Source organism: Pseudomonas sp. R11-23-07 (assembly GCF_003852295.1).
Lineage (GTDB): Bacteria > Pseudomonadota > Gammaproteobacteria > Pseudomonadales > Pseudomonadaceae > Aquipseudomonas.
Map to the genome: position 1 here is coordinate 3,078,219 of NZ_CP027761.1, position 26,254 is coordinate 3,104,472.

Annotated in this window: 23 protein-coding genes and 2 riboswitches; of the genes, 11 read left to right on the forward strand and 12 right to left on the reverse strand. The window is 62.6% G+C overall.

The window, feature by feature from the left end; translation table 11 throughout:
* Nucleotides 1-389: 389 nt before the first annotated feature.
* The 6 genes from pepN to C4J84_RS14020 are packed head-to-tail and all read right to left on the reverse strand — an operon-like array spanning nucleotide 390 to nucleotide 6,890.
* The gene (gene pepN, locus C4J84_RS13995) at nucleotides 390-3,047 is read right to left on the reverse strand and encodes an aminopeptidase N (RefSeq protein WP_124435564.1); all 2,658 of its coding nucleotides are present in this window, start codon (nucleotides 3,045-3,047) and stop codon (nucleotides 390-392) included.
* 13 nt (nucleotides 3,048-3,060) lie between these two features.
* Nucleotides 3,061-3,891, reverse strand: coding sequence for a DUF2797 domain-containing protein (locus C4J84_RS14000; RefSeq protein ID WP_164487827.1), 831 nt, complete (start codon nucleotides 3,889-3,891; stop codon nucleotides 3,061-3,063).
* Nucleotides 3,888-4,148, reverse strand: a complete 261-nt coding sequence (locus C4J84_RS14005) for a YeaC family protein (RefSeq protein ID WP_124429762.1) — start codon at nucleotides 4,146-4,148, stop codon at nucleotides 3,888-3,890. Before C4J84_RS14005 ends, C4J84_RS14000 begins: the two co-directional genes overlap by 4 nt.
* A gap of 14 nt (nucleotides 4,149-4,162) precedes the next feature.
* Nucleotides 4,163-5,032, reverse strand: a complete 870-nt coding sequence (locus C4J84_RS14010; RefSeq protein ID WP_124414859.1) for a rhomboid family intramembrane serine protease — start codon at nucleotides 5,030-5,032, stop codon at nucleotides 4,163-4,165.
* On the reverse strand, nucleotides 5,029-6,003 hold the full coding sequence (locus tag C4J84_RS14015) for a metallophosphoesterase (RefSeq protein ID WP_372237504.1): 975 nt from the start codon (nucleotides 6,001-6,003) through the stop codon (nucleotides 5,029-5,031). The genes C4J84_RS14010 and C4J84_RS14015 overlap by 4 nt, the downstream gene beginning before the upstream one ends.
* Nucleotides 6,000-6,890 carry an NAD(+) kinase gene (locus C4J84_RS14020; protein WP_057725186.1) on the reverse strand — a complete coding sequence of 297 codons (891 nt, stop codon included), beginning with the start codon at nucleotides 6,888-6,890 and terminating at the stop codon, nucleotides 6,000-6,002. Before C4J84_RS14020 ends, C4J84_RS14015 begins: the two co-directional genes overlap by 4 nt.
* A 154-nt stretch (nucleotides 6,891-7,044) precedes the next feature.
* On the opposite strand from C4J84_RS14020, the gene C4J84_RS14025 reads away from it, so the two are divergent.
* Nucleotides 7,045-7,992: a DUF1853 family protein gene (locus tag C4J84_RS14025; RefSeq protein ID WP_124435566.1), complete on the forward strand. Its 948-nt coding sequence runs from the start codon at nucleotides 7,045-7,047 to the stop codon at nucleotides 7,990-7,992.
* 114 nt (nucleotides 7,993-8,106) lie between these two features.
* Here the strand turns inward: C4J84_RS14025 and C4J84_RS14030 are convergent, their stop codons facing one another.
* The 4 genes from C4J84_RS14030 to cobW are packed head-to-tail and all read right to left on the reverse strand — an operon-like array spanning nucleotide 8,107 to nucleotide 14,587.
* Nucleotides 8,107-8,709 carry a VWA domain-containing protein gene (locus tag C4J84_RS14030; RefSeq protein WP_124436321.1) on the reverse strand — a complete coding sequence of 201 codons (603 nt, stop codon included), beginning with the start codon at nucleotides 8,707-8,709 and terminating at the stop codon, nucleotides 8,107-8,109.
* Between the two features lie 53 nt (nucleotides 8,710-8,762).
* Nucleotides 8,763-9,761: an ATP-binding protein gene (locus tag C4J84_RS14035; protein ID WP_124435567.1), complete on the reverse strand. Its 999-nt coding sequence runs from the start codon at nucleotides 9,759-9,761 to the stop codon at nucleotides 8,763-8,765.
* A complete protein-coding gene (gene cobN, locus C4J84_RS14040) occupies nucleotides 9,761-13,522 on the reverse strand; it encodes a cobaltochelatase subunit CobN (RefSeq protein WP_124435568.1) in 3,762 nt (1,253 codons plus the stop codon). Before cobN ends, C4J84_RS14035 begins: the two co-directional genes overlap by 1 nt.
* Before the next feature lie 3 nt (nucleotides 13,523-13,525).
* On the reverse strand, nucleotides 13,526-14,587 hold the full coding sequence (cobW, locus tag C4J84_RS14045; protein WP_124435569.1) for a cobalamin biosynthesis protein CobW: 1,062 nt from the start codon (nucleotides 14,585-14,587) through the stop codon (nucleotides 13,526-13,528).
* Nucleotides 14,588-14,679: 92 nt separating this feature from the next.
* Nucleotides 14,680-14,880, reverse strand: a riboswitch (cobalamin riboswitch).
* 48 nt (nucleotides 14,881-14,928) lie between these two features.
* On the opposite strand from cobW, the gene C4J84_RS26460 reads away from it, so the two are divergent.
* The 6 genes from C4J84_RS26460 (at nucleotide 14,929) to cobM (ending at nucleotide 18,018) form a co-directional block, all read left to right on the forward strand.
* Nucleotides 14,929-15,063, forward strand: a complete 135-nt coding sequence (locus C4J84_RS26460) for a hypothetical protein (RefSeq protein ID WP_256658867.1) — start codon at nucleotides 14,929-14,931, stop codon at nucleotides 15,061-15,063.
* A gap of 44 nt (nucleotides 15,064-15,107) precedes the next feature.
* Nucleotides 15,108-15,539 carry a hypothetical protein gene (locus tag C4J84_RS14050; RefSeq protein ID WP_177412749.1) on the forward strand — a complete coding sequence of 144 codons (432 nt, stop codon included), beginning with the start codon at nucleotides 15,108-15,110 and terminating at the stop codon, nucleotides 15,537-15,539.
* Between the two features lie 67 nt (nucleotides 15,540-15,606).
* Nucleotides 15,607-15,808: riboswitch (cobalamin riboswitch) on the forward strand.
* Nucleotides 15,809-15,904: 96 nt separating this feature from the next.
* The gene (locus C4J84_RS14055) at nucleotides 15,905-16,093 is read left to right on the forward strand and encodes a CbtB domain-containing protein (RefSeq protein WP_124435570.1); all 189 of its coding nucleotides are present in this window, start codon (nucleotides 15,905-15,907) and stop codon (nucleotides 16,091-16,093) included.
* 11 nt (nucleotides 16,094-16,104) lie between these two features.
* Nucleotides 16,105-16,809: a CbtA family protein gene (locus tag C4J84_RS14060; RefSeq protein ID WP_124435571.1), complete on the forward strand. Its 705-nt coding sequence runs from the start codon at nucleotides 16,105-16,107 to the stop codon at nucleotides 16,807-16,809.
* Entirely contained in the window at nucleotides 16,806-17,198 is a 393-nt protein-coding gene (locus tag C4J84_RS14065; RefSeq protein WP_124367271.1) for a cobalamin biosynthesis protein, read from the forward strand. Before C4J84_RS14060 ends, C4J84_RS14065 begins: the two co-directional genes overlap by 4 nt.
* Before the next feature lie 70 nt (nucleotides 17,199-17,268).
* Entirely contained in the window at nucleotides 17,269-18,018 is a 750-nt protein-coding gene (cobM, locus tag C4J84_RS14070; protein ID WP_124367272.1) for a precorrin-4 C(11)-methyltransferase, read from the forward strand.
* Between the two features lie 139 nt (nucleotides 18,019-18,157).
* Here cobM and nfuA read toward each other — a convergent pair whose 3' ends face one another.
* The gene (nfuA, locus tag C4J84_RS14075; RefSeq protein ID WP_124435572.1) at nucleotides 18,158-18,742 is read right to left on the reverse strand and encodes a Fe-S biogenesis protein NfuA; all 585 of its coding nucleotides are present in this window, start codon (nucleotides 18,740-18,742) and stop codon (nucleotides 18,158-18,160) included.
* Between the two features lie 348 nt (nucleotides 18,743-19,090).
* On the opposite strand from nfuA, the gene metH reads away from it, so the two are divergent.
* From metH to C4J84_RS14095, 4 genes are all read left to right on the forward strand, one after another.
* Nucleotides 19,091-22,801 (forward strand): methionine synthase, encoded by a 3,711-nt coding sequence (gene metH / locus C4J84_RS14080; protein ID WP_124435573.1) that lies wholly within the window; start codon nucleotides 19,091-19,093, stop codon nucleotides 22,799-22,801.
* Nucleotides 22,802-22,932: 131 nt separating this feature from the next.
* Complete coding sequence (locus C4J84_RS14085; protein WP_124367274.1) at nucleotides 22,933-23,148, forward strand: DUF2970 domain-containing protein; 216 nt, start codon at nucleotides 22,933-22,935, stop codon at nucleotides 23,146-23,148.
* A 388-nt stretch (nucleotides 23,149-23,536) separates the two neighbouring features.
* On the forward strand, nucleotides 23,537-25,195 hold the full coding sequence (locus C4J84_RS14090) for a nitrite/sulfite reductase (protein ID WP_124435574.1): 1,659 nt from the start codon (nucleotides 23,537-23,539) through the stop codon (nucleotides 25,193-25,195).
* Complete coding sequence (locus C4J84_RS14095; protein WP_124367276.1) at nucleotides 25,179-25,673, forward strand: DUF934 domain-containing protein; 495 nt, start codon at nucleotides 25,179-25,181, stop codon at nucleotides 25,671-25,673. Before C4J84_RS14090 ends, C4J84_RS14095 begins: the two co-directional genes overlap by 17 nt.
* Before the next feature lie 117 nt (nucleotides 25,674-25,790).
* On the opposite strand, the gene C4J84_RS14100 is transcribed toward C4J84_RS14095, so the two are convergent.
* On the reverse strand, nucleotides 25,791-26,195 hold the full coding sequence (locus C4J84_RS14100) for a MerR family transcriptional regulator (protein WP_124404411.1): 405 nt from the start codon (nucleotides 26,193-26,195) through the stop codon (nucleotides 25,791-25,793).
* Between the last annotated feature and the right edge of the window lie 59 nt (nucleotides 26,196-26,254).

Here is a 26,254-nt window from a genome sequence, read left to right on the forward strand (position 1 = left end):
ACGGCGACTTAGGGTTCCGCCCTGACGGCGGGTCACTTTGGAAAAGAGCCCCAAAGTAACCAAAGGGCTCTTGCCCCACCACTCGGCACCTCGCCTAGGCTCGGTGTGCCCGTAATCCGACATTGATTTGGGGGGCCGCCGCCACGCGCCATCCATGGCGCGGGGCGGCTAAACCGGCATCCCTGCCGGTTTACCCCCCAAATCAATATCGAATTCCGGCCAGCGTGGTTTAACGGGGCGCCTAGATCAAAAGCAAAATCAAGAGCGGCTCGCTTCGCATCGTGGTTACCGATGGCTGCGTGTCAGTTGCTGAATAAGCCAACTGATGCACCGTTATCGGGGAGCAAGCCCCTCCCACATTTCGAATGGTGAGATTCAGCCTTCGCGTGTCAGGCAAGGCTCTTGCTGACCACCTCGAACACATCGCTGGACAGCTCGCCCGAGCCCAGGATGCGTTCCAGTTCTGCCTTCATCAGCGCTTGCCGTGCGGCGTCGTATTTACGCCAGCGCGTCAGCGGTGCCAACTGGCGCGACGCAATCTGTGGGTTCAGCGTGTTGAGCTGGATCACCAGGTCCGCCAGGAAGCGGTAGCCCGAGCCATCCGCCGCGTGGAAGTTGATCAGGTTCTGCCCGGCAAAGGCGCCAATCAGGGCGCGCACTTTGTTCGGGTTCTTGATGGTGAACGCCGGGTGTTCCATCAACGCCTTGACCCGCGCCAGCCCGCCCGGCAGGGTGCTGCCGGCCTGTACGCTGAACCATTGATCCATGACCAGCGGGTTGTCCTTGAAGTTCTCGGCAAACACCGCCAGCGCCTGGGCTTTTTCCGCTTCGAACGGCGAGTTCACCAACACGGCCAGGGCCGTCAGGCGCTCGGTCATGTTGTCGCTGGTGTCGAATTGGTCCAGGGTCGCCGCCAGCACTTCTGGCTTGCCGCTGAGCATCAGGTAGGACAGCGCGATGTTTTGCAGGGCACGCCGGGCAAAGTGCTCGGCCTCTGCCACGTAGGGCGTTTTCCGGGACAGGTCACGGTTGGCCTGATAGCGCAGCCACAGCCCTTCAAACAGGTTGTCGGCCAACTGCTTGCGGGCAAATTCGCGGGCGGCGTGGATCGCATCGACATCCGCCACTTCACTGATTTCGGCCAGGTAGGCTTCGCTCGGCAACGAGAGCATCTCGGCGACCATGGCCTGGTCCAGGCGTTCGTCGCTCAATACCGTGCGCAACGCGTCGATCAGGCGTTGATCGAGCTTCAGCGGCTGCCCGGCCTGATGCTGGCCGATCAGTTCCTGCAACACCTGCACCGACAACTGCTGGCCGGCGTCCCAGCGGTTGAAGCCGTCGCTGTCGTGCTGCATCAGGAACATCAATTGGTCGCGGTCATACGGGAAGCTCAGTTTCACCGGTGCCGAGAAGCCACGCAGCAGTGAAGGCAACGGTTTTTGCGCGACGTCAACAAAGGTGAAGGTCTGCTCGGCTTCGGTCACCGAGAGCACTCGGGAGGTAGCGCCTGCAGTGGCTTCACCTTCCAGGCGCAAGGCGATACCGGCGCCCTTATCGTCCAGCAGGCCCAGCTCGACCGGGATCACGAACGGCAGTTTTTCCACCTTGTCCGGGGTTGGCGGGCAGCTCTGGCGGAAGGTCAGGCTGTAGGTCTTGGCCGCCGCGTCAAAGGACTCGCTCACCGCCAAACGCGGCGTGCCGGCCTGGCTGTACCAGCGCTTGAATTGGCTGAGGTCGACGCCGTTGGCGTCTTCCATGGCCTTGATGAAGTCATCGCAGGTCACGGCCTGGCCGTCGTGGCGCTCGAAATACAGGTCGCTGCCTTTGCGAAAGCCTTCGGCGCCAAGCAAGGTGTGGAGCATACCGACGACTTCCGAACCCTTTTCGTACACGGTCAGGGTGTAGAAATTGGAGATTTCGATAAAGCTGTCCGGGCGTACCGCGTGGGCCATGGGGCCGGCGTCTTCGGCGAACTGGTGGGTACGCAGGTACGCCACATCCTGGATGCGCTTGACCGTGGCCGAGTTCATGTCGGCGGAAAAGCCCGAGTCACGGAACACGGTGAAGCCTTCCTTGAGCGACAGCTGGAACCAGTCGCGGCAGGTCACGCGGTTGCCCGACCAGTTATGGAAGTATTCGTGGGCGACGATGGCTTCGACACGCTGGTGGGCAGCATCGGTAGCGGTTTCGGCGCGGGCCAGCACAGCGCTGGAGTTGAAGATATTGAGGCCCTTGTTCTCCATGGCGCCCATGTTGAAGTCGTTGACCGCCACGATCATGAAGATGTCGAGGTCGTACTCGCGGCCGTAGGTCTGTTCATCCCAGCGCATGGATTTCTTCAGGCTGGTCATGGCGTGCTGGCACTTGTCGATGTTTTCCGGCTCGACATAGATGCGCAGCGCGACTTCGCGCTGGGTCATGGTGGTGAAGCTGTCTTCGACACACCACAGGTCACCGGCCACCAGGGCAAACAGATAGGCCGGTTTCTTGAACGGGTCTTCCCAGGTCGCCCAGTGCCGCCCGTCTTCGCCGGGGCCGCTGGCAATCGGGTTGCCGTTGGACAGCAGCACCGGGTAGCGATGCTGCTCGGCGATCACCGTGGTGGTGAACACGCTCATCACGTCTGGACGGTCGAGGTAATAAGTGATCTTGCGGAAGCCTTCGGCCTCGCACTGGGTGCAGAACATGCCACCGGATTTGTACAGGCCTTCGAGGGCGGTGTTGGTTTCCGGGTGAATCTTGACCGTGGTGTCGAGGGTGAAGGTTTCGCTCTGTGGCTGCAGCGTCAGGTGGCTGTCGGTCAACTGGTAGTCAGCAGCCGTCAGCGCCTGATCGGCGAGGTTCACGCTCAGCAGCTCCAGTTGCTGGCCGTCCAGCACCAACGGCGGCAGCCCGGCGCCGCGCTCGGGGTTGCGGCGCATCACCAGCTGCGCGTGGACCAGGCTGTGGTCCTCGAACAACTCGAAGGTCAGGTGCGTCTCGTCGATCAGGTAGTCCGGCGCCTGATAGTCCTTCAGGTAGATCATCTTCGGTTGTTCGGTGCGCATGGGTGGCATCCTTCTACTGATGCACGGCGAGCTGGTAGGCCGTGTATTTACGAATATTGATCACGCCGGTATCGAAGATCAGGTATTGGCCCTTGATCCCCAGCAGCGTGCCTTCGGCAATCGGATTCTTGTCCAGGTTGAAGCTGACGATCTTGCCCGGGTACTGCTGCACCGGGTAACGGATCTCGATCGGTTCGATGTCGGCAATGGTTTGGATGGCCTGTAGGCCAAAGCGTTCCTGCAACCCCAGCAAGCCTTCGGCGCAGGAGGCGAACAACTCATCGCGTACCTGCTTGAGGTCCACCGATTGCGCATCGCCCTTGAGCAGCGCGCGCCAGTTGGTTTTGTCGGCCACCTGGCTGCGAAACAGATCCTCGACAAAGCCCGATTGCTGGCGGGTGGCCACGCGCATGATCGGCAGCGCCTGGCTGGCACCCTGGTCGAGCCAGCGGGTCGGCAACTGCGTAGCGCGGGTGATGCCGACCTTGATCCCCGACGAGTTGGCCAGGTAGACCACGTGGTCGGTCATGCAGAAGGTTTCACCCCAACTCGGATCGCGGCAGGTGCCAGCGTCGTAATGGCAGCGCTCGGGACTCATGATGCACAGGTCACACTGGGCCAGCTTGGTCATGCATGGGTAGCAATAACCCTGGCTGAAGCTGTTTTTGGTCTTGCGCCCGCAATGGCTGCAATGAATGGCACCCAGGTATTCCAGGCGAATATGGGTGCCGATCAACGGGTTGACCGCAACCTCGGTGTCGCCAAGACGAAACGTGTATTGAACGGTCGGCTCACCGAGTTTCGCCGACATTTTGCTGACTGCACCGCGACCGATTTCAATCAATGGATCGCATCCGACTTGAACAGGATGTTCGGCACCGGTGCCGATTTCGACGCGCATTCCTGCGGGCCCATATAGCCGGTGCGCTGGTCTTCGGGCAGGTTCTGCAGCTCCCAGGCGATCACCGCTTGCAGCGACAGCTCGCGCTGTTCGGCGGTGAGCTTGCGGCCGTCGGACCACTTGCCGATTTCCACGGCGAGCTTGAGGCTCTCGTAGATTTCCGGGGTGATGTTTTCGATCATTTCAGCAAAAGAGGACATAAGGCTCTTCCTTATCAAATAGACGATTTGCGACGGTTGTACAGCCCGCCCAGCAAACCGGTCAGGCAACCGATAACCAAGCCGCCCACGTGGGCCGCGTTGGCGATTTCGCCGAAGCCGATCATCGAGACCAGCCCCGACAGGCAGAGCACCAGCCACACCAGCATCATCACCAGCACCCCACGGGGCAGGCGATATGCGGGGTTGGGCGAGAGTAGTTGAAAGATCCAGCAATGCCCCAGCAGGCCATACAACACGCCGGACAAACCGCCAAACAGGCCCGGGCCGCCGTAGGCATACTGCGCGTAATTGGAGACCAGGCTGAACAACAGGGTCAGGCCCAGCAGGTTGATGCTGCCCTGGCGCGCCTCAATGCGGCGGCCCAGCTCCCAGTACCACATGCCATTCATGGCCAGGTGCAGGATGCCGAAGTGAATCAGCATTGGCGTGACCAACCGCCACCACTGCCCGGACGCCAGGCTGTCGGCCAGCGGCGTGAACTGAATGTATTCGCCCAGCACCCGGAACGGCAGGAAGGTCAGCCAGGCCATGGTTTGCAGGTTTTCGCCGAGCAGCGTCACCGCGCCGACGATGAGGCTGGCCAACAGCACCAGCGCCGTGACCGGGCTATGGCGTACCTGCTGGACAAACCCTGGCCGCGCCACGGGCGCCTGTTCGGGAATGTCCAGTTGCTGGTCCGGGTCACCGGCGGGAAAGCGTTGGTACAACACGCGCACATCGTCGCTGATGCTCTCGGGCACCCACAGCACTTGTTCGCCGGCTTCCTCGCTGACGCGATGAGGCACCTGCATGCGTTGCAGCAACTTGACGAAACCACCCAGGTCGACGCTCAGGGGCAGGCGCAATACAGCCACGGTACTCATTGACTAACCTCAGGTCGCTCAACGTCGACCCAGACGAATTTATGCGGATCCAGTTGGGTTTCCTGGTCCAGGCGATACGCCACCAGCTTGCCGTACAGCACCGCGCTGTAGTCCAGGCAGGCCAGGTTCGGGCGGATCGGTGCCGGTTTGCCGCTGCGCCAGTAATGGCCGACGAACAACAGCGGCTCGTCGACGCCATAGCGCAGCAGGGAATTTTTTTCAGTGGAGGACAATGGCGTGCGCGCCACCGGCTCGGGCAGGGCATCGGGCTGGAACACGATGTCGCCGTAGGTTTTCGGGTCGTCTTCCCAGAATTTGGTACGAAAGAACGAGCGCGTCAGGCCATCGCCACCGGTCAGGGTGAGCCCGTGGGGCAAGCGCATGTCGGTGCCGCGCAACAGGCGATCGAACGCGTTGCAGGCGAAACTGCCAGGCACGGCGGCGGCCTGCAGGAAATGCTGATCGATGCAGCCATCCGGGAACGTGGCGCGCAGCGGCTGGATGAACCCCTCATCCCAGCACGCATGCACCACCCGGAAACGCCCGGCGTCGACAAACAGCGGCATGTCGTAGAACCAGCCGAGGAAGTCGTGCCAGTCGGCCGGGTGCTGTTCGAACTGGGTCAGGGTTTCCTGGATCAGCCGCGCATGGCGCGGGGTGTGCTCGCGCACGAATTGCTTGCCGCTGCCCGGCGGTGCCGGCGTGGTCCAACCCAGCGCATTGAACTCATGGTTGCCCATGATGCACAGGGCCTGACCGGCCTCGGTCATGTCGTGGACGATATGCAGCGCTTCGCGAATGCGCGGGCCACGGTCGATGATATCGCCGAGAAACACCGCCATGCGCGACGGGTGGCGCCAGGTGCCGCCCTGCTTGTGGTAACCCATCTGGTCGAGCAAGTGCTCCAGCGTGTGGGCGCAACCGTGCACGTCACCAATCAGGTCGTAGCTACGCGCGGGATCGAGCATCAGTCGCCTCCACCCCCCAAGCGGCTGCCCCAGCCCAGCTTGGTGCGGCACACTTCGTAGTAGTTGTGGTCCAGCGGGTGGATCAAGCGCAACTTCTGTGCCTTCTTGCTCACGGTGATGGTGTCGCCGGGAGCGCAGGTGAAATGGTTCTGCCCGTCGCAGGACACTTGTGGGTAGATTTGCATATCTTTGGACACCACGATCTTCAGCTCACTGTTGCCATCGACCACAATCGGCCGACTCGACAACATATGGGGGTACATCGGCACGATCACAATGGCATCGAGCTTGGGATGCATGATCGGGCCACCGGCCGACAATGCGTACGCGGTCGAGCCGGTCGGCGTGGCGACGATCAGGCCGTCGGCCTTCTGGCTGCACACGAACTGGCCGTCGATATACAGCTCGAACTCGATCATCCGCGTGGATTTGCCCGGATGCAGCACCACGTCATTGAGGGCATCGCCCTGGCCGATGGCTTCGCCGTGGCGGCGTACTTCGGCCTGCAGCAGGAAGCGGTTTTCCACCAGGTAATGGCCGTCGAGCACCTTGGCCACTTCGACTTCCAGCTCATCCGGACGGATATCGGTGAGAAATCCCAGGCTGCCACGGTTGATCCCCAGCACCGGCACGTTATGCCGCGCCAGCGCCCGGGCTGCGCCGAGCAGGCTGCCGTCGCCGCCGACCACGATGACCATGTCGCACACTTCGCCGAGCATCTTGCGCGAGGAAGTCTGCAGGCCGTGGCCCGGCAGGATTTCGCCGATGGTGTCTTCGAGGATCACATGCAGGTGGCGTTCCAGCAGGAATTTTTTCAGCCGGCGGACGGTGTCCAACACCTGGGTACTGCCCAGGCGACCGATAATGCCGATATTGCGAAATTGCTCCATGGGGCTCCTGCGGGCATAGGGTGCGGCAAAAAGAAAGGATTATGGGCGAAAGGCCGGCTCAGGCAAAATCCTTTGTCGCCGTCCGGCCTTGATGACAATGGTTCTCAGGCGGTTCTCAGCACCTGCACGCAACGTAAGAGGCTATGCTCGCACCATGACTCTGTTCCCCGACTTGCACGCCCTGCCCCGCCAACTGCGACACCCCGAAGTGCGCGACCTGGCGTGGGTGATGCTGGCGCCACCGATGCTCGCACACACGCCGTGGCCGCAACGCCATCCGCTGGCGGGCAGCGACTGGGTACAGGCGCCGCAGTTGCTCGAAGCCTGGTTGCGTGCGCTCGATCAGGACAGCAGCGCGCTACAGCAATGGCTGAGCCTGGCGCGCACCCGGCGCCTGGGGCTTTATTATGAGCGCCTGTGGCAGTTTGCCGTGCAACATGCGCCGGGCGTGGAGCTGCTGGCGGCCAACCTGCCGATCCGCCGCGCCGGGCACACCCTGGGTGAGCTGGACATGCTGCTGCGCGACCGCGATGGCGTGCATCACTTGGAACTGGCGATCAAGCTGTATCTGGGCCCGCAGGCTGGCAACGGCCGCGACACGGCGCAGTGGCTGGGGCCGGGCTGCCATGACCGGCTCGACCGCAAACTGGCGCACCTGGCCCAGCATCAATTACCGATCTCAGCACGCCCGGAGAGCCGCGAAGCCCTGGCGGCGCTGGATATCCAGCAGTTCGATGCGCACCTGTGGCTGGGTGGATATCTGCTGTATCCGTGGCCGGGCCAGGCTGAATCACCCCATGGCGCCCATCCGCAGCATTTGCGTGGGCGTTGGTTGCATCAGCGGGATTGGCCGGACTTTGTCAGCGCGCGCGCGGCAGGCCGCTGGCAACCCTTGCCTCGGCACGCCTGGCTGGCGCCGGCGCATTACCCGGCAAGCGAGGTGTGGAGCGAGGAACAGATGCAGGGCTGGCTGGCAGACCTGGACCCGATGGCGCCGGCGCAGTTACTGGTGCGGCTTGTGCAGAAGGATGAGGATTGGGAGGAAGCCGAGCGGCTGTTTCTAGTGGCGGATCTTTGGCCGAATGTGCCGGGGGCTGGCTGATAGAGCGTGGGGGTCTGCGAGTGCCTCATCGGGGGCAAGCCCCCTCCCACACTTGAATTGTGAACACAGTCAAATGTGGGAGGGGGCTTGCCCCCGATAGCGGCGGTGCCGGCACTACAGTTCATCGATATGCCGATACTCCAGCTGCAACCCGGCAGCCAACTCCTGCGCCCGCCCCAGCCTGATCGGCCCGCGCTCGATGTCCACCAGTAACCCCGGACACGCCAACAGCGGCAACCCATCGATCGTCTTGAGCCGCCCATCGGTCATCACCAGCACCCGCTGCTGCTCAGCCGGGTAACGCTTACGCCGCGCCACCAACCAATGGGCCGCCTCGCTCAAGGCTGCCAGCAACGGCGTACCGCCACCGGCGCCTAGCTGTTCCAGCCAATCCGCCAAGCCTTTCGAGGCCTTCAAGCCCTGCACCTGCCACTGCGGCGACTGCCCGCTGGCGGTCAACAACGCCAGGCGCGCCCGTTGCCGGTAGGCGTTATCGAACAGCTGCGCCAACAGGCCCTTGGCATCGCTCAATGCCCGATGCCGTCGGGTGGAGGCCGAGGCGTCGACAATCACCAGCCACAGCTCATGGGCAGAACGGCTGCGCACCTGCCAGCGCACATCTTCACGACGCTGCGGCCTGCCGCCGAGCAAGGTGCCCGGCCAATCGATCTGGCCCTGCCCTGCGCTGCGCGCTTTGCCCTGCTTGCCACTGTCCAGTCGCCCCGCCTTGGGCCGGGCATCCGCCCCCGCGTCAGGTCGGGGGCGAATGCCTAGGGCTTTTTTGGCCAAGTGGGCACATCGCGACGGGAACCGGTGGCCAGAGCCGGCGCAGGCATGTCGCCCCATTGGCCTTGGCCCGGCGAGGTGTCCGAGGGTTGCGGCGACTGCCCTGGATTCGGCGGGCTGGCCGGTGGCGACTGTTCCTGGCGCCGGTGACGCAAGGCAAATTCCGCAACGGCTTCAATGTCTTCTTCGGCAATCCTGTCAGCGCCCCGCCACGCGGCATGAGCGCGGGCGCCCCGCAGCCAGACCAGGTCGGCGCGCAAACCATCGACGCCTGCGGCAAAGCAGCGTTCGGTAATCTGCGCCAAGGCGTGATCATCCAGCTCAATACCGTCCAGCCGCGCCCGCGCCTGGGTGCAACGCTCGCGCAGCGCCGCCTGCGGCGCATGCCACTGCTCACAGAACGCAACGGGATCACGGTCGAAATCCAGGCGACGACGAATAATCTGCCCACGCTCGGTGGGCAGCGTTTGCCCGTTCAATGCCACGTTGAAACCAAAGCGGTCGAGGAGCTGTGGACGCAACTCCCCCTCCTCCGGGTTCATCGTGCCGATCAGCACAAACCGCGCCGAGTGCCGATGGGAGATGCCATCACGCTCGATCAGGTTGGTGCCGCTGGCGGCCACGTCCAGCAGCAGATCGACCAAGTGATCGGGCAACAGGTTGACTTCATCGACATACAACACGCCGCCATCGGCCTTGGCCAGCACGCCGGGGGAAAACTGTGCGCGGCCCTCGCCAAGCGCGGCGTCCAGGTCCAGGGTACCCACCAGGCGCTCTTCGGTAGCGCCCAGGGGCAAGGTGACAAACTGCCCACTGGCGAGCAGGTCCGCCAGGCCACGGGCCAGGGTGGACTTGGCCATGCCGCGCGGGCCTTCGATCAGCACGCCGCCGATTTGAGGATCGATCGCGGTCAGGCACAGCGCCAGTTTCAGCGCATCGGCACCGACCACGGCGGCCAGCGGGAAATGGGGAATATCGGTCATCAGTGGTCTTCTTCTATATCCAGCAACAGGTTTTCCAACGCTTCGCGGTAGGCGCCCGGCGCTTGCCACAGGCCGCGCTGCTGGGCTTCGAGCAGGCGCTCGGCCATGTCGCGCAGGGCGTCGGGGTTGTGTTGTTGCACAAAGGCGCGGGTGTCTGGGTCGAGCAGATAGGCGTCGGCGAGCAACGCGTATTGGTGGTCGTCGATCAGCGCCGTGGTGGCGTCGAAGGCGAACAAGTTGTCCACGGTCGCGGCCATTTCAAACGCACCTTTATAGCCGTGACGCTTCACGCCTTCGATCCACTTGGGGTTGGCCGCGCGGGAACGAATGACTCGGTTGAGCTCTTCCTTCAAGGTGCGGATCTTCGGCAGGTCCGGCTGGCTGTGGTCGCCATGGTAGCTGGCGGCCTTTGCGCCGCTCAGGGTTTCCACGGCGGCGAGCATGCCGCCCTGGAATTGATAGTAATCGTTGGAATCGAGCACATCGTGTTCGCGGTTGTCCTGGTTCTGCAACACCGCCTGCACCTGACCCAAGCGCTGGGCGAACTGCTCGCGGGCGGCGGTGCCTTCGTCAGCACCGCCATAGGCGTAGCCGCCCCAGTTCAGGTAGACCTCGGCCAAGTCTTCGCGGCTTTGCCACAGGCGGCCGTCGATCGCGCCCTGCACGCCCGCGCCATAGGCCCCCGGCTTGGCGCCGAAAATGCGCCAACCGGCCTGTTTCGCCGCAGCCTCTTCATCCAGGCCCGATTCGCGCAAGGCCTGGCGCTCACTGCGCACCTTGGCGGCCAGCGGGTTCATGTCGTCCGGCTCGTCCAGGGCAGCGACCGCTTGTACCGCCGCATCGAACAGGCGGATCAGGTTGGCGAAGGCATCGCGAAAAAAGCCGGACACGCGCAACGTCACGTCGACGCGGGGACGATCCAACAGGCTGATCGGCAGGATCTCGAAGTCATCCACGCGCTGGCTGCCGGTGGCCCACACCGGCCGCACGCCCATCAGCGCCATGGCCTGGGCGATATCGTCGCCGCCAGTGCGCATGGTGGCCGTGCCCCACACCGACAGGCCCAGCTGGCGCAGATGGTCGCCGTGGTCTTGCAGATGCCGTTCGAGCAGCAGGTTGGCCGACTGGAACCCAATGCGCCAGGCCGTGGTGGTTGGCAGATTGCGCACGTCCACCGTGAAGAAATTGCGCCCCGTGGGCAGCACATCCAGGCGGCCGCGGCTCGGCGCGCCGCTGGGGCCGGCCGGCACGAAGCGACCGCTCAAGGCGTCCAGCAGGCCGCGCATTTCTGCCGGGCCGCAGGCATCCAGACGCGGCGCCACGACCACGCGCAGGCTTTCGACAACGGCCTTCACATCCTCCCAGCCAGGTTTCTCCAACTCTTCCAGCGGCCCTTCCAGCGCCTGCTCGATCAAGCGCGCCGCGTACAGCTCCAGACGCTCGCGGGTATCGCCGGCGGTGCGCCATGCCTGCGCGTCGAGGTCGCGCAACACCTCGGGCCGACGCCCGGTCCACGGCTCGGCGAGCGCGCAGTCCAGGGGGTCGAAGCCCAGGTCGAACGCCTTGGCCAGCACCCGCAACAGGCTCGATTGCGCGCCACGGCCATCGCCACGGGGAATGCGCAACAAGGCCAGCAAGGTATCGATACGCAAGCGCCCCGCCGGCGACTCGCCAAAGATATGCAGGCCGTCGCGAATCTGGGACTCCTTCAAGTCACACAGGTAGGTATCCAGGCGCGGCAACCAACTGTCGGCATCGGCATTGCCGTCCAGCTGAAGCTCTTCGTCGATATGGGTTTCGCGCACCAGCTTGAGAATGTCTTTCTGCAGTTCCAGCGCGCGTCGTGGGTCGAGCAACTGCGCTTCATAATATTCGTCGGCCAGCAGCTCCAGGTTGCGCAGCGGGCCGTAGGTTTCAGCGCGGGTCAGGGGCGGCATCAAATGGTCGATGATCACCGCCTGGGTGCGCCGCTTGGCCTGGGCGCCCTCGCCGGGATCGTTGACGATAAAGGGGTAGATGTTCGGCAGCGGGCCGAGCAGCACGTCCGGCCAGCAGTTCTCCGACAGGCCCACGCCCTTGCCCGGCAGCCATTCGAGGTTGCCGTGCTTGCCCACGTGAATCAGCGCATGGGCGCCGTAGGTATGGCGCAGCCAGAAATAGAACGCCAGGTAGCCGTGGGGCGGCACCAGGTCGGGGTCGTGATACACCGCACTCGGGTCAACCTGGTAACCGCGCGCCGGCTGGATGCCCACGAAGATTTGATCCAGGCGCAGGCCGGCGATCATCAAGCGACCGTCGCGGCACATCGGGTCCTGATGGGGGGCACCCCAGCGCTCCAGCACCGCTTGGCGATTGGCTTCGGGCAGGCGCTGGAACATCGCCGCGTAGTCGTCCAGCGCAAGGCTCTGATGACACGGGCGCAGGTCGAGGCTGTCGAGGTCGTTGGTGACGCCGCCCAGCAACGTATGGATCAACGCCGTGCCGCTGTCCGGCAAGGTGGCAGGCACCGGATACCCTTCGGCGTGCAGCGCGCGCAGGATATTCAGCGCCGCCGCCGGCGTATCCAGGCCCACGCCGTTGCCGATACGGCCGTCGCGGGTTGGATAATTGGCCAGGATCAAGGCCACGCGCTTGTGCGCATTCTGCACCCGCGCCAGCTCGACCCAGCGGCGCGCCAGTTCGGCGACAAAGTCCATGCGTTCGGGCGCGGCGCGGTAGCACACCACGTCCGACTGGCTGCGCTCACTGCGCCAGGCCAGGTCCTTGAAGCTGATCGGCCGGCTGATGATGCGCCCGTCCAGCTCCGGCAAGGCGATGTGCATCGCCAGGTCGCGAGGACCCAGGCCTTGTTCGCTGGCCTGCCAGCCGGGCTGGTTGTCCTGGGCGCAGATCGCCTGGATCACCGGGATATTGCGGCGAAACGGGCGCAGATGCGGCGCTTCGGGGCTCGATTGAGCAAAGCCGGTGGTGTTGAGGATCACCGCCGCCTGCACCTCATCCAACAGGTCTTCGACCACCGCCAGGCAACCGGGCTCTTTCAGACTGGCCACTGCGATCGGTAACGGGTTAAGGCCCGCCGCCTGCAGGCGCTGGCAGAACACATCGATAAACCCGGTATTGGCGGCCTGCAAGTGCGAGCGGTAGAACAACACCGCCGCCACCGGAAAATCAGCATGCCACTGCGCCTGCCAATCGGCCAGGTGGGCGTTGGCGGTATGCGGGTGGTAGATCGAGGTGCGCGGCAAGCTCTGCGGCTCAGCCCAGGCATAGTCGCGCCCCAGATAGCCGGCGGCCAGGCAGCGATAGAAATCCAGCGCGTTACCCAGGCCACCTTGGCGCAGGAACTGCCACAGCCGGTCACGCTCGGGCGCCTCCACGGTGCTCAAGCCGCTGAGTTCCGGGTCTGGGCGATCATCCCCTGGCACCAGGATAAGCGTGACGCCACCCTCGGCCAACGCCACCAGACGCTCGACGCCATAGCGCCAGTAACCGATGCCGCCATGCAGCGAAATCAGGATGACCTTGGCGTGGCGCAGCACTTCATCGACGTACAGGTCGACCGAGGCATGGTTCTGCACCTGCATCGGGTTGGCCAGGCGCAGGCTGGGGTAATCCTCGGGCAACTGCCGGGCCGCCTCGGCAAGCAGCGCCAGGCTGGAATCGCCGCTGCACAGGATCACCAACTCGGCAGGGGTTTGGCCAAGGTCGGCGATGTTGTCGTCCGCGACGAAGCCGCCGGGCTGGGTCCTGAGCAGGTGCATGGGTCAGGCGCTGAGGGCGGCGCGCAGTTGCGCCTCCAGGCCTGCCGCGTCAAGCGCCTGGCCGATCAGCACCAGGCGTGTGGTGCGTGCCTCATCGATGCCCCAGGCACGGTCGAAATGCTTGTCGAAACGTGTGCCCACGCCCTGGATCAGCAGGCGCATCGGTTTGTTCGGGATGGCGGCGAAGCCCTTGACGCGCAGGATGCCGTGCTGCACCACCAACTGCGTCAGGGCGTCGAGCAGCAGGGCTTCGTCGGCTGGCGGCAGGTCGATGGAGATGGAGTCGAACGCGTCGTGGTCGTGATCGTCTTCACCGTCATGGTGATGGTCGTGATGGCTATGGCGCGCGTCGATATGTTCCTCGGAGCCGGCACCCAGACCGATCAACACGTCCAGTGGTACGCGACCGCTGCTGGCTTCGATGACTTTCACCGCCGGCGGCAACTCCTCGGCCACTTCCAGGCGCACGCGGGCCAGGTCTTCGGCGCTGATCAGGTCGGCCTTGTTGAGGATCACCAGGTCGGCGCTGGCCAGTTGGTCGGCGAACAGTTCGTGCAGGGGCGATTCGTGGTCCAGGTTCGGGTCGAGCTTGCGCTGGGCGTCGACCTGGTCCGGGAACGCGGCGAAGGTGCCGGCGGCCACGGCCGGGCTGTCGACCACGGTGATCACCGCGTCCACGGTGCAGGCATTGCGGATTTCCGGCCATTGGAAGGCCTGGACCAGCGGCTTGGGCAGGGCCAGGCCCGAGGTTTCGATGAGGATATGGTCGAGGTCGCCACGCCGGGCCACCAGTTCGCGCATCACCGGGAAGAACTCTTCCTGCACGGTGCAGCACAGGCAGCCATTGGCCAGCTCGTACACGCGGCCGTTGGCTTCTTCTTCGGTGCAACCGATGGAACACTGCTTGAGGATGTCCCCGTCAATGCCCAGCTCGCCGAATTCATTGACGATCACCGCAATGCGACGGCCCTGGGCGTTGTCGAGCATATGGCGCAGCAAGGTGGTCTTTCCTGAGCCGAGGAAACCGGTAACGATGGTGACGGGGAGTTTGGCCAGTGTTTTCATCGGATGCCCTTTGGGGCGGGCATACGGGACGAGAAGCCCTGCGACGGCGCGCAGCAGCGGATTTCGTCACCGGATCACCCCGCCCGGTTGAATTCAAAAATCGGTTGCGAGGCAGGTCTCCTGGCTTGGGGCTTGCGGGTCTTGCGACCGGCGCTGACTGCGCCTTCCCGCCGGATCGGCAGTGGCGTGGCAGTCAGTAGAACCCTTCACAGTTGCGGGGGCAGCCGCGGCTTGAACCGCGTTCCCTTCTTAGCTTCGGCCTGGGCCGAAGAACCTCGAAGGTGCAAGGCTACGCAGTGCGTGGGGGCGGGTCAATGTCGGCGGTGCCGGACTTGGCGCTTATGCTTGAACCTACCCCTGCAAACTCAGCAGAAATGTCTGCTTGCGCCTTGAAATACAGCGAAAAACTTGCACAGGAACGCCTTGGCAGCAGGCACCACGTAATTGAAGCAAATGCCGTCGATCAGCGTGATTGACGACAGGATTGTCACTCCACTGCAAAAATCGAGAGTTATTCAGAATGCTGCCACTATCCAACCTAAACACGCCGATGTTATTTCCCGGCCCCTCGCCCGAACATACTGTGCAGAAACGAGCGACGTCGAACTTCCCCAACCCGCACTGCAGTGTAGGCAACAAACAACTGCTCAGCATGATTAAAGAGCACTTCCGCGAGTACGCTACGGGCGCCAACGATCGCTATGTAAACTTCAACGAGCTGAAAGAGGCAGCGGGATTGTGCCCTACCACCAGAACGTTTTCCGCAGAAGCGACTGCTGCGGCCAAAGAACTGCTTGAACGCCCAAAACTGCTGCGTGAACTGGACATCGGGGTTGGTTTTTTGGGCTTTGCGGGCAGTGAAGACCAACGATTTGACATTCAAAATCTAGATCGCCTGATCAAGGTCAACCGCAGGACTGTAACGTTCTGTCGCCAGGGAAAATGGATTTGATCGCCTGAAACAAGCGCTCTCCTGGCGGGGCACCGTCTATTTGACGCACATCAGTGGAGCGTGTTCTCCTACACATCTTGTTTCGGGTGCCCTATCACAGGGTGAAACGGGAAACCGGTGAGTCACGCGTTGTGACGAGTCCGGTGCTGCCCCCGCAACGGTAAGCGAGCGAAGCGTCAAATCCACTGTGCTGTGCATGGGAAGGAGATGCTTGATAGGCCAAGCGCCCCTCGCAAGCCCGGAGACCGGCCCGAAAAATTCAGATAACAAACCCGCGGTGGGCGGGCGCTGTTCAGAACCCTGCGTGCCCGGCTCGCGGTGTTTTCATGCGCTCGTTTCACCCTGACACCCAGAAGGGACGCGCCATGTCGATCATCAGCAGCACCTCGCACACCGCCAGCAACTCCGCCACCCTGGGCCAACGCCTGACCGCCGCTATCGGGGCGTCGATCCTCGGCGTGTGCCTGGTGTATTTCGCGGGTTTCTCACACATCGAAGCCGTGCACAACGCTGCTCACGATACCCGCCACAGCGCCGCGTTCCCGTGCCACTGAGACCTGCCGACATGATCAAGCGTATTGCCCAAACCGCAGGTTTCACAGGCCTGCTGGCCGCCCTGCTGCTGACCCTGCTGCAAAGCTTCTTGGTCGCCCCGCTGATTCTGCAGGCGGAAACCTTTGAAAACGCCCCGGCAGCCACCGAACCAGCGCATGAACATGCCGCAGGCGCCGCCGCCCATACCCACGATGCCGAAGCCTGGGAGCCGGAAGACGGCTGGCAGCGCGTGCTGTCCACAACCGGTGGCAACCTGGTAGTTGCCGTCGGGTTCGCCCTGATGCTGGCCGGCCTCTACACGCTGCGCGCACCGACCCGCACGGCCCAAGGCCTGCTATGGGGGTTGGCCGGTTACGCGACCTTCGTGCTGGCGCCGACCCTGGGCCTGCCGCCAGAGCTGCCGGGCACCGCTGCCGCTGACCTGGCCCAACGCCAGATCTGGTGGATCGGTACTGCAGCCTCTACCGCCGCCGGTATTGCGCTGATCGTGTTCGGCCGCAACTGGCTGCTCAAAGTGCTGGGCGTGGCGATCCTGGCCGTGCCGCATGTAGTCGGGGCGCCGCAACCGCAAGTGCATTCGATGCTCGCGCCAGAAGCCCTGGAGGCCCAGTTCAAGATCGCGTCGCAGCTGACCAACCTGGCGTTCTGGCTGGCACTGGGCCTGATCAGCGCCTGGCTGTTCCGCCGCAACCGCGACGATCAATACTCGGCATGACCCTGGTGGTCGGCCTGGGCTGCCAGCGCGGTTGTGATCTTCACACCCTGCTGAGCCTCTTTGACACCGCTCTCACCGAGGGCGGGATTGAACGCCAAGGCATTACCGCACTGGCAAGTATCGACCTCAAGCGCGAGGAACCGGGGCTGCTCGCCCTGTCCCGATTGCTGGGCTTGCCGTTGCAGTGTTTCAGCGCTGAACAACTGGCCGTCTATGAAGATCGGCTGAGCCATAAATCGGCCGTTGCCTTTACGCATACCGGCTGCCATGGGGTCGCCGAAAGCGCTGCCCTGGCCCTCGCCGAACATCTTGCCAACGCCCCCGCACGCCTGCTGATCACCCGCAAAAAAACCGCCCAGGCCACCTTTGCATTGGCCTGCGCCGGTTAAAACCTCGATAATCGTCCCTTCCGATCATGAGCAGTCTTCATGCTCGCCCGTTTTTCGACAGGAATCTCCCATGACCGTCTACTTCATCGGCGCCGGCCCCGGCGATCCGGAACTGATTACCGTCAAAGGCCAGCGGCTGATTCGCAGTTGCCCGGTGATCATCTACGCGGGCTCGTTGGTGCCAACGGCGGTGCTGGAAGGTCATAACGCTGAACACGTGGTCAACAGCGCTGAACTGCACCTGGAGCAGATCATCGATTTGATCAAGGTCGCCCATGCAAATGGCCAGGATGTGGCACGCGTGCACTCCGGCGATCCGAGCCTGTACGGCGCGATTGGCGAGCAGATTCGTTACTTGCGCGAGCTGGGCATACCGTTCCAGATCATTCCTGGCGTCACCGCAGTAGCGGCGTGTGCAGCGCTGCTTGAGACCGAGCTGACCCTGCCGGACATCGCCCAAAGCGTAATCCTGACGCGCTACGCCGATAAAACCAGCATGCCGGCGGGCGAAGACTTCGACAGCATGGCGCGACACGGCACGACCATGGCGATTCACCTGGGGGTCAACCACCTGGAGAAGATCGTCGCCGAACTGTTGCCGCATTACGGCGCGGACTGCCCGATTGCCGTGGTGCATCGGGCGACGTGGCCAGATCAGGATTGGGCAGTTGGCACGCTTGAGGATATTGTGGCCAAGGTTGAGGCAAAAGGTTTCCGGCGTACCGCGCTGATCCTGGTGGGCCGCGTGCTGACCAATGACAGCTTCAGCGGGTCATCGCTTTACCGTGCCGGCCATGCCCATCTCTATCGCCCCGGATAAACACCGCCAAAACTGTGGGAGGGGGGCTTGCTCCCACAGTTAATGTTCTGCGCCAGCAATGTCGCGCAACTCATTGAAAAATGTAATAAAAAACGGCGCTCACGGGGCGCCGTTTTTATGCTCGCAGTGAACACCTTACTCAGTAGTAGGCGTTTTCTCTCTGCGTGTGGTCAGTCACGTCGCGTACGCCCTTGAGCTCTGGAATACGCTCCAGCAGGGTGCGCTCGATGCCTTCGCGCAGGGTCACATCCGCTTGGCCACAGCCCTGGCAGCCGCCGCCGAACTTCAATACGGCGATGCCGTCTTCAACCACATCGATCAAACTGACCTGACCGCCGTGGCTGGCCAGCCCCGGGTTGATCTCGGTCTGCAGGTAATAGTTGATGCGCTCGTTGACCGGGCTGTCGGCGTTGACGTTCGGCACCTTGGCGTTCGGCGCCTTGATGGTCAACTGGCCGCCCATGCGGTCGGTGGCGTAGTCGACTACGGCGTCGTCGAGGAAGGCTTCGCTGAAGTTGTCGATATACGCGGTGAAGCTTTTCAGCCCCAGGGCGGTGTCTTCAGGTTTCTCTTCCCCAGGCTTGCAGTAGGCAATGCAAGTCTCGGCGTACTGGGTGCCGGGCTGGGTGATAAAGACGCGGATGCCGATGCCTGGGGTGTTCTGCTTGGACAGCAGGTCAGCCAGGTAATCGTGGGCGGCGTCGGTAATGGTTATGGCAGTCATGGAAACTCCTCACAGGCTTGCCGGCAGTTTACGCCAAATCATTACAGAGGTACAAAGTCCTAGTATTTTTGTCGGGAAATAATTACCCGATCCTCCACGCCTAGCCAACGCTTGAGCGAGCGATAGGTTTCCTTTCCTTCTCCAGCACCAGGACGGCGCTGACGATTACACCAAGCGTATAGGTACCCGGTCCGGGTTCAATGTATGCGCTCTATTAAGTGGCGGCGATCCCAACGGCCAGCGCCTTCGCCAACATGAGTGACATTCATGTTAATCCCGACACGCTTAAAATTCGCACAGGTTTGGTATGATCGATACCCTTCGTAATGCCTGACTTAGAGTAGTCCCATGTCCGATCGTAGCGCTCGTCTGCAAGCCCTCCACCAAGCCCTCAAGGAACGCATCCTGATCCTTGACGGTGGCATGGGCACGATGATCCAGAGCTATAAGCTCGAGGAACAGGACTACCGTGGCAAACGCTTCGCCGACTGGCCAAGCGACGTCAAGGGCAATAATGACTTGCTGGTGCTCACCCGCCCTGACGTGATTGGCGGAATTGAAAAAGCCTACCTGGACGCCGGTGCCGACATCCTTGAAACCAACACCTTCAACGCCACGCGCATTTCCATGGCCGACTACGGCATGGAAGAGCTGGCCTACGAGTTAAACGTGGAAGGCGCGCGCCTGGCACGTAAAGTGGCCGACGCCAAGACCCTCGAGAACCCGGCCAAGCCGCGCTTCGTCGCCGGCGTTCTCGGCCCCACCAGCCGCACCTGCTCGCTGTCGCCGGACGTGAACAACCCCGGCTACCGCAACGTGACCTTCGATCAATTGGTGGAAAACTACACCGAGGCCACCAAGGGCCTGATCGAAGGCGGCGCCGACCTGATCCTGATCGAAACGATCTTCGACACCCTCAACGCCAAAGCCGCGATCTTCGCGGTGCAAGGGGTGTTCGAGGAACTCGGCGTAGAGCTGCCGATCATGATTTCCGGCACCATCACCGATGCCTCCGGGCGCACGTTGTCCGGCCAGACCACCGAAGCGTTCTGGAACTCCGTAGCCCACGCCAAGCCGATTTCGGTCGGCTTGAACTGCGCGCTCGGCGCCAGCGAACTGCGCCCGTACCTGGAAGAATTGTCGAACAAGGCCAATACCCACGTTTCCGCGCACCCTAACGCCGGCCTGCCCAACGAGTTCGGCGAGTACGACGAACTGCCCTCGGAAACGGCCAAGGTCATCGAAGACTTCGCCCAGAGCGGCTTCCTCAATATCGTCGGTGGCTGCTGCGGTACCACGCCGGGGCATATCGAAGCCATCGCCAAGGCCGTGGCCGGTTATGCGCCGCGCTCGATCCCGGACATTCCCAAGGCCTGCCGCCTGTCCGGCCTGGAGCCGTTCACCATCGATCGCAGCTCGTTGTTCGTCAACGTCGGCGAACGTACCAACATCACCGGTTCCGCCAAGTTCGCCCGGCTGATCCGTGAAGACAACTACACCGAAGCCCTGGAAGTCGCCCTGCAGCAGGTGGAAGCCGGCGCCCAGGTGATCGACATCAACATGGACGAGGGCATGCTCGATTCGAAGAAGGCCATGGTGACCTTCCTCAATCTGATCGCCGGCGAACCGGACATCTCGCGCGTGCCGATCATGATCGACTCCTCCAAGTGGGAAGTGATCGAAGCCGGCCTCAAGTGCATACAGGGCAAGGGCATCGTCAACTCCATCAGCATGAAGGAAGGCGTGGAGCAGTTCATTCACCACGCCAAGCTGTGCAAGCGCTATGGCGCAGCCGTGGTGGTGATGGCGTTCGACGAAGCCGGCCAGGCCGACACCGAAGCGCGCAAGAAGGAAATCTGCAAACGCTCCTATGACATCCTGGTCAATGAAGTGGGTTTTCCGCCGGAAGACATCATCTTCGACCCGAACATCTTCGCGGTCGCCACCGGCATCGAAGAGCACAACAACTACGCCGTCGACTTCATCAATGCCTGCGCCTACATCCGCGACGAGTTGCCCTACGCGCTGACCTCCGGTGGCGTGTCCAACGTGTCGTTTTCGTTTCGTGGCAACAACCCGGTGCGCGAGGCGATCCACTCGGTGTTCCTGCTGTATGCGATCCGCAACGGGCTGACCATGGGTATCGTCAACGCCGGCCAACTGGAGATCTACGACCAGATCCCGGCCGAGCTGCGCGATGCGGTGGAAGACGTGGTGCTCAACCGCACCCCGGACGGCACCGACGCCCTGCTCGCCATCGCCGACAAGTACAAGGGCGACGGCAGCGTCAAGGAAGCCGAGACCGAAGAGTGGCGTGGCTGGCCGGTGAACAAGCGCCTGGAACACGCGCTGGTCAAGGGCATTACTACCCATATCGTCGAGGACACTGAAGAATCGCGACTGTCGTTCGCGCGCCCGATCGAGGTGATCGAAGGCCCGCTGATGTCCGGGATGAACATCGTCGGTGACCTGTTCGGCGCCGGCAAAATGTTCCTGCCCCAGGTGGTCAAGTCCGCCCGTGTGATGAAGCAGGCCGTGGCCCATCTGATTCCCTTTATCGAGCTGGAAAAGGGCGACAAACCCGAGGCCAAGGGCAAGATCCTGATGGCCACGGTCAAGGGCGACGTGCACGACATCGGCAAGAACATCGTCGGCGTGGTGCTGGGGTGCAACGGCTATGACATCGTCGACCTCGGCGTGATGGTCCCGGCGGAAAAGATCCTGCAGGTGGCTAAGGAACAGAAGTGCGACATCATTGGCCTGTCCGGCTTGATCACCCCGTCCCTGGACGAGATGGTGCACGTGGCCCGCGAGATGCAGCGCCAGGATTTCCACCTGCCATTGATGATCGGTGGCGCAACCACCTCCAAGGCGCACACGGCGGTGAAAATCGAGCCCAAGTACAGCAATGACGCGGTGATCTACGTGACCGACGCCTCGCGTGCCGTGGGCGTGGCCACGCAGTTGCTGTCCAAGGAATTGAAAGCCGGTTTCGTCGAGAAAACCCGCCTGGAATACATCGACGTACGCGAGCGCACCGCCAACCGCAGCGCCCGCACCGAACGCCTGAGCTACCCGGCGGCGATTGCCAAGAAGCCGCAGTTCGACTGGAGCACGTACACCCCGGTCAAGCCGACCTTTACCGGCACCAGGGTGCTGGAGAATATCGACCTCAACGTGCTGGCCGAGTACATCGACTGGACACCGTTCTTCATTTCCTGGGACCTGGCCGGCAAATTCCCACGCATCCTCACCGATGAAGTGGTGGGTGAAGCGGCCACCGCGCTGTATGCCGACGCCCGGGAAATGCTCAGGAAGTTGATCGACGAAAAACTCATCAGCGCCCGTGCGGTGTTCGGCTTCTGGCCGACCAACCAGGTGCAGGACGATGACCTGGAAGTCTATGGCGATGACGGCCAGCCGATTGCGCGGCTGCATCATCTGCGCCAGCAGATCATCAAGACCGACGGCAAGCCGAATTTCTCCCTGGCCGACTTTGTCGCGCCCAAGGACAGCGGCGTGACCGACTACATCGGTGGCTTCATCACCACCGCCGGCATCGGCGCCGAAGAGGTCGCCAAGGCCTATCAGGACGCCGGCGACGACTACAACTCGATCATGGTCAAGGCCCTCGCCGACCGCCTGGCCGAAGCCTGCGCCGAGTGGCTGCACCAGCAAGTGCGTAAAGAACACTGGGGCTACGCCAAGGACGAACAGCTGGACAACGATGCGCTGATCAAGGAGCAATACAGCGGCATCCGCCCTGCCCCAGGCTACCCGGCGTGCCCGGACCACACCGAGAAAGCCCAGTTGTTCCAACTGCTCGACCCAGAGGCCCGGGAAATGCAGGCCGGCCGCAGCGGTGTGTTCCTCACCGAGCACTATGCGATGTTCCCGGCGGCAGCCGTCAGCGGCTGGTACTTCGCTCACCCGCAGGCGCAGTACTTTGCCGTGGGTAAGGTCGACAAGGACCAGGTGCTGAGCTACACCGCGCGCAAGGGCCAGGACCTGAGCGTGACCGAGCGCTGGCTGGCGCCGAACCTGGGCTACGACAGCTGATAACCGCCCGCCATGCAGGGGTCGCCTGGCCCCTGCATGGTCAGCCCGTTAGCTATTTCAACCGCCGCTGCGCGGGGGCTCGGCTATGCTTTGTCGTACCTCACTCAGTCGCACCTCATTGCGAGGAATCCATGGACGACCCACAGCACAAACCGCCTACGTTCTGGCAGATGCTCCACAGCGTCATGGCCGCCGCCTTTGGCGTGCAAAGCGGCAAGAACCGCGCCCGCGACTTCACTCACGGCAAGCCGAGCCACTTCGTGATAATGGGTATTGTATTCACGGCAGTGTTTGCGCTGACGCTGTTTGGCATTGTCAAGCTGGTGCTGCACCTGGCCGGGGTATGAAGCCGGCCGAGGCGGCAAGGACTGCAAGCTGAAGGGATGACTTACTGGTGGCTGACCCAGAACACAGCGGTGCCCACCACAAGGATAATCAGGAACAGAATCGCCCAGGCATCCACGGTGCTGTCGGGTTTACGTATTTTTGTCGAATTGCTCATCGCATCGCCTCTTGTCGGTTTTATAGGTGATTGCCCTAAGACTCGACACCAGTAAAGACCAGACTTGCCCCTATGACAAATGTGGATATCGCAATAACCCTTCCCATTAGTCATTTTGGTTATGTGCATATACTCAAACATCACTTTTGCGCATAAACGCAAACTGGTATCGTGCGCCGGCTCCGTTGGGAGTGCGCGGCCGTGCGCGCAGATTTGCCGAGAACAGGACCTATATGTACGTATACGACGAATACGATCAGCGCATCATCGAGGACCGCGTCAAGCAGTTCCGTGATCAGACCCGACGCTACTTAGCAGGTGAACTGAGCGAAGAAGAGTTCCGCCCTCTGCGCCTGCAAAATGGCCTTTATGTTCAGCGCTTTGCGCCGATGCTGCGGGTGGCTGTGCCCTATGGCCAGCTGACCTCGCGCCAGACGCGCATGATGGCCAAGATCGCCCGCGACTTCGACAAAGGCTACGCCCACATCAGTACCCGCCAGAACGTGCAGTTCAACTGGCCGGCCCTGGAGGACGTGCCGGACATCCTCGCTGAACTGGCGACCGTGCAGATGCACGCCATTCAGACCAGCGGTAACTGCCTGCGCAACGTGACCACCGACCAATTCGCCGGCGTCGCCTTCGATGAAGTGATCGATCCGCGTCCCTGGTGTGAAATCGTGCGTCAATGGACCACCTTCCATCCCGAATTTGCCTACCTGCCGCGCAAGTTCAAGATCGCCATCAATGGCTCGACGTCGGACCGTGCGGCGATCGAAGTCCACGACATCGGCCTGGAGCCGGTGCACAACGCCGCCGGCGAGCTGGGTTTCCGGGTGTTGGTGGGTGGCGGCCTGGGGCGTACCCCGGTGGTCGGCGCCTTTATCAACGAGTTCCTGCCGTGGCAGGACCTGCTGAGCTACCTCGACGCGATCCTGCGGGTTTACAACCGTTATGGTCGCCGCGACAACAAGTACAAGGCCCGGATCAAGATCCTGGTCAAGGCGCTGACCCCTGAGGTGTTCGCGCAGAAAGTCGACGCCGAGATGGAACACCTGCGCGGCGGCCAGACGACCCTGACCGAAGCCGAAGTGCAACGCGTGGCCAAGCACTTCGTCGACCCCGAATACAAAACCCTGAGCAATCAGGACGCCGAGCTCGCGGCGCTCGACCAGCAGCATCCGGGCTTCGCCCGCTGGCGCACGCGCAATACCCTGGCGCATAAACAACCGGGCTATGTGGCGGTGACCCTGTCGCTCAAACCCACCGGCGTGGCACCGGGCGACATCACCGACAAGCAGCTGGACGCCGTCGCCGACCTGGCCGACCGCTACAGCTTCGGCCAGCTGCGCACCTCCCACGAGCAGAACATCATTCTCGCGGACGTCGAGCAGAGCCAACTGTTCACCCTGTGGGGCGAACTGCGCGAAGGCGGTTTCGCTACGCCGAACATCGGCCTGTTGACCGACATCATCTGCTGCCCGGGCGGCGACTTCTGCTCCCTGGCCAACGCCAAGTCGATCCCGATCGCCGAATCGATCCAGCGCCGTTTCGACGACCTGGACTACCTGTTCGACATTGGCGAGCTGGACCTGAACATCTCCGGGTGCATGAACGCCTGCGGCCACCACCACGTCGGCCACATCGGCATCCTGGGCGTGGACAAGAAAGGCGAAGAATTCTACCAAGTGTCCCTGGGTGGCAGCGCCAACCGTGATGCGAGCCTGGGCAAGATCCTCGGCCCGTCCTTCGCCCAGGAAGCCATGCCCGAGGTGATCGGCAAGCTGATCGACGTGTACATCGAACAGCGCACCGAAGATGAGCGTTTCATCGACACCTATCAGCGCATCGGCATTGACCTGTTCAAGGAGCGCGTCTATGCAGCGAATCATTAAGCACAACGAAGTCGTCGACGAAACCTGGCACCTGCTGCCCAAGGACGCGAGCTTCGACGGCATTTCCAACTGCGACGACCTGATCGTCCCATTGGCCCTGTGGCGCGAACACGGCCACGCCCTCAAAGCCCGCGACGGCGGCCTGGGCGTGTGGCTGGACGCCGATGAAGAAGCCGAAGAGATCGGTGATGACGTGGAGCATTTCCAGGTCATCGCCCTGAACTTCCCGGCCTTCACCGACGGACGCAACTACTCCAACGCCCGCCTGCTGCGTGAGCGCTATGGCTACAAGGGCGAACTGCGGGCGATTGGCGACGTGCTGCGCGACCAACTGTTCTACCTGCGCCGCTGCGGCTTCGATGCCTTCGCCTTGCGCGCCGACAAAGACCCGTACGAAGCGCTGGAAAGTCTCAAGGATTTTTCGGTGACGTACCAGGCGGCAACGGATGAGCCGCTGCCGCTATTCCGACGTCGCTGAGTAAAAAAAAATGTGGGAGGGGGTTTGCTCCTGATTGCGGTGGGTCAGCCAGCTTAGGTGGGACTGACACACCACCATCGGGAGCAAGCCCCCTCCCACATCGGCTATTCAGCGACTTCAAGATTGCAGTTTAATCGACGCCAGCACTTGCTTCTGCCCCATGGAGCACGGCACATCGTCTGGCTGCGCCCGCACCGCATCAATCACGCCTAATAATTGCGCCCTGCTGTGAGCCAACTGCGCCTGCATCACCTCGATCTGGGCCACTTTGCGCTCCAACGCCTCGATCAACTCATCGCGCTTGTGCTCCCCCGGCGCCGGCATCAACGCCTTGAGTTCCTGCAGGGTAAAACCGGCCTGTTGCGCGCTCTGGATCAATTGCAGCGTCTGCAGCGCCTCGGGCGCATAACGCCGATACCCATTGGCTTGGCGTCCCACCTGGCTGATCAAGCCTTCGGCCTCGTAAAAGCGGATACGCGACGCCGCCAACCCGCTCTGTTTTGCCAGCTCACCAATATTCATCGAAACGCCCGCTTGACATTAAAGTTAACTTTAAGCTTAGCCTGAGGCTTCCCCCGCTC

Excerpts from the sequence above, each read along its gene's own strand:
- pepN (WP_124435564.1), bottom strand. The coding sequence starts at position 3,047 with ATGCGCACCGAACAACCGAAGATGATCTACCTGAAGGACTATCAGGCG.
- C4J84_RS14005 (WP_124429762.1), bottom strand. The coding sequence starts at position 4,148 with ATGTCCTCTTTTGCTGAAATGATCGAAAACATCACCCCGGAAATCTAC.
- C4J84_RS14010 (WP_124414859.1), bottom strand. The coding sequence starts at position 5,032 with ATGAGTACCGTGGCTGTATTGCGCCTGCCCCTGAGCGTCGACCTGGGT.
- C4J84_RS14020 (WP_057725186.1), bottom strand. The coding sequence starts at position 6,890 with ATGGAGCAATTTCGCAATATCGGCATTATCGGTCGCCTGGGCAGTACC.
- C4J84_RS14025 (WP_124435566.1), top strand. The coding sequence starts at position 7,045 with ATGACTCTGTTCCCCGACTTGCACGCCCTGCCCCGCCAACTGCGACAC.
- C4J84_RS14035 (WP_124435567.1), bottom strand. The coding sequence starts at position 9,761 with ATGACCGATATTCCCCATTTCCCGCTGGCCGCCGTGGTCGGTGCCGAT.
- cobN (WP_124435568.1), bottom strand. The coding sequence starts at position 13,522 with ATGCACCTGCTCAGGACCCAGCCCGGCGGCTTCGTCGCGGACGACAAC.
- cobW (WP_124435569.1), bottom strand. The coding sequence starts at position 14,587 with ATGAAAACACTGGCCAAACTCCCCGTCACCATCGTTACCGGTTTCCTC.
- C4J84_RS26460 (WP_256658867.1), top strand. The coding sequence starts at position 14,929 with ATGCTTGAACCTACCCCTGCAAACTCAGCAGAAATGTCTGCTTGCGCC.
- C4J84_RS14050 (WP_177412749.1), top strand. The coding sequence starts at position 15,108 with ATGCTGCCACTATCCAACCTAAACACGCCGATGTTATTTCCCGGCCCC.
- C4J84_RS14055 (WP_124435570.1), top strand. The coding sequence starts at position 15,905 with ATGTCGATCATCAGCAGCACCTCGCACACCGCCAGCAACTCCGCCACC.
- C4J84_RS14060 (WP_124435571.1), top strand. The coding sequence starts at position 16,105 with ATGATCAAGCGTATTGCCCAAACCGCAGGTTTCACAGGCCTGCTGGCC.
- C4J84_RS14065 (WP_124367271.1), top strand. The coding sequence starts at position 16,806 with ATGACCCTGGTGGTCGGCCTGGGCTGCCAGCGCGGTTGTGATCTTCAC.
- cobM (WP_124367272.1), top strand. The coding sequence starts at position 17,269 with ATGACCGTCTACTTCATCGGCGCCGGCCCCGGCGATCCGGAACTGATT.
- nfuA (WP_124435572.1), bottom strand. The coding sequence starts at position 18,742 with ATGACTGCCATAACCATTACCGACGCCGCCCACGATTACCTGGCTGAC.
- metH (WP_124435573.1), top strand. The coding sequence starts at position 19,091 with ATGTCCGATCGTAGCGCTCGTCTGCAAGCCCTCCACCAAGCCCTCAAG.
- C4J84_RS14085 (WP_124367274.1), top strand. The coding sequence starts at position 22,933 with ATGGACGACCCACAGCACAAACCGCCTACGTTCTGGCAGATGCTCCAC.
- C4J84_RS14090 (WP_124435574.1), top strand. The coding sequence starts at position 23,537 with ATGTACGTATACGACGAATACGATCAGCGCATCATCGAGGACCGCGTC.
- C4J84_RS14095 (WP_124367276.1), top strand. The coding sequence starts at position 25,179 with ATGCAGCGAATCATTAAGCACAACGAAGTCGTCGACGAAACCTGGCAC.
- C4J84_RS14100 (WP_124404411.1), bottom strand. The coding sequence starts at position 26,195 with ATGAATATTGGTGAGCTGGCAAAACAGAGCGGGTTGGCGGCGTCGCGT.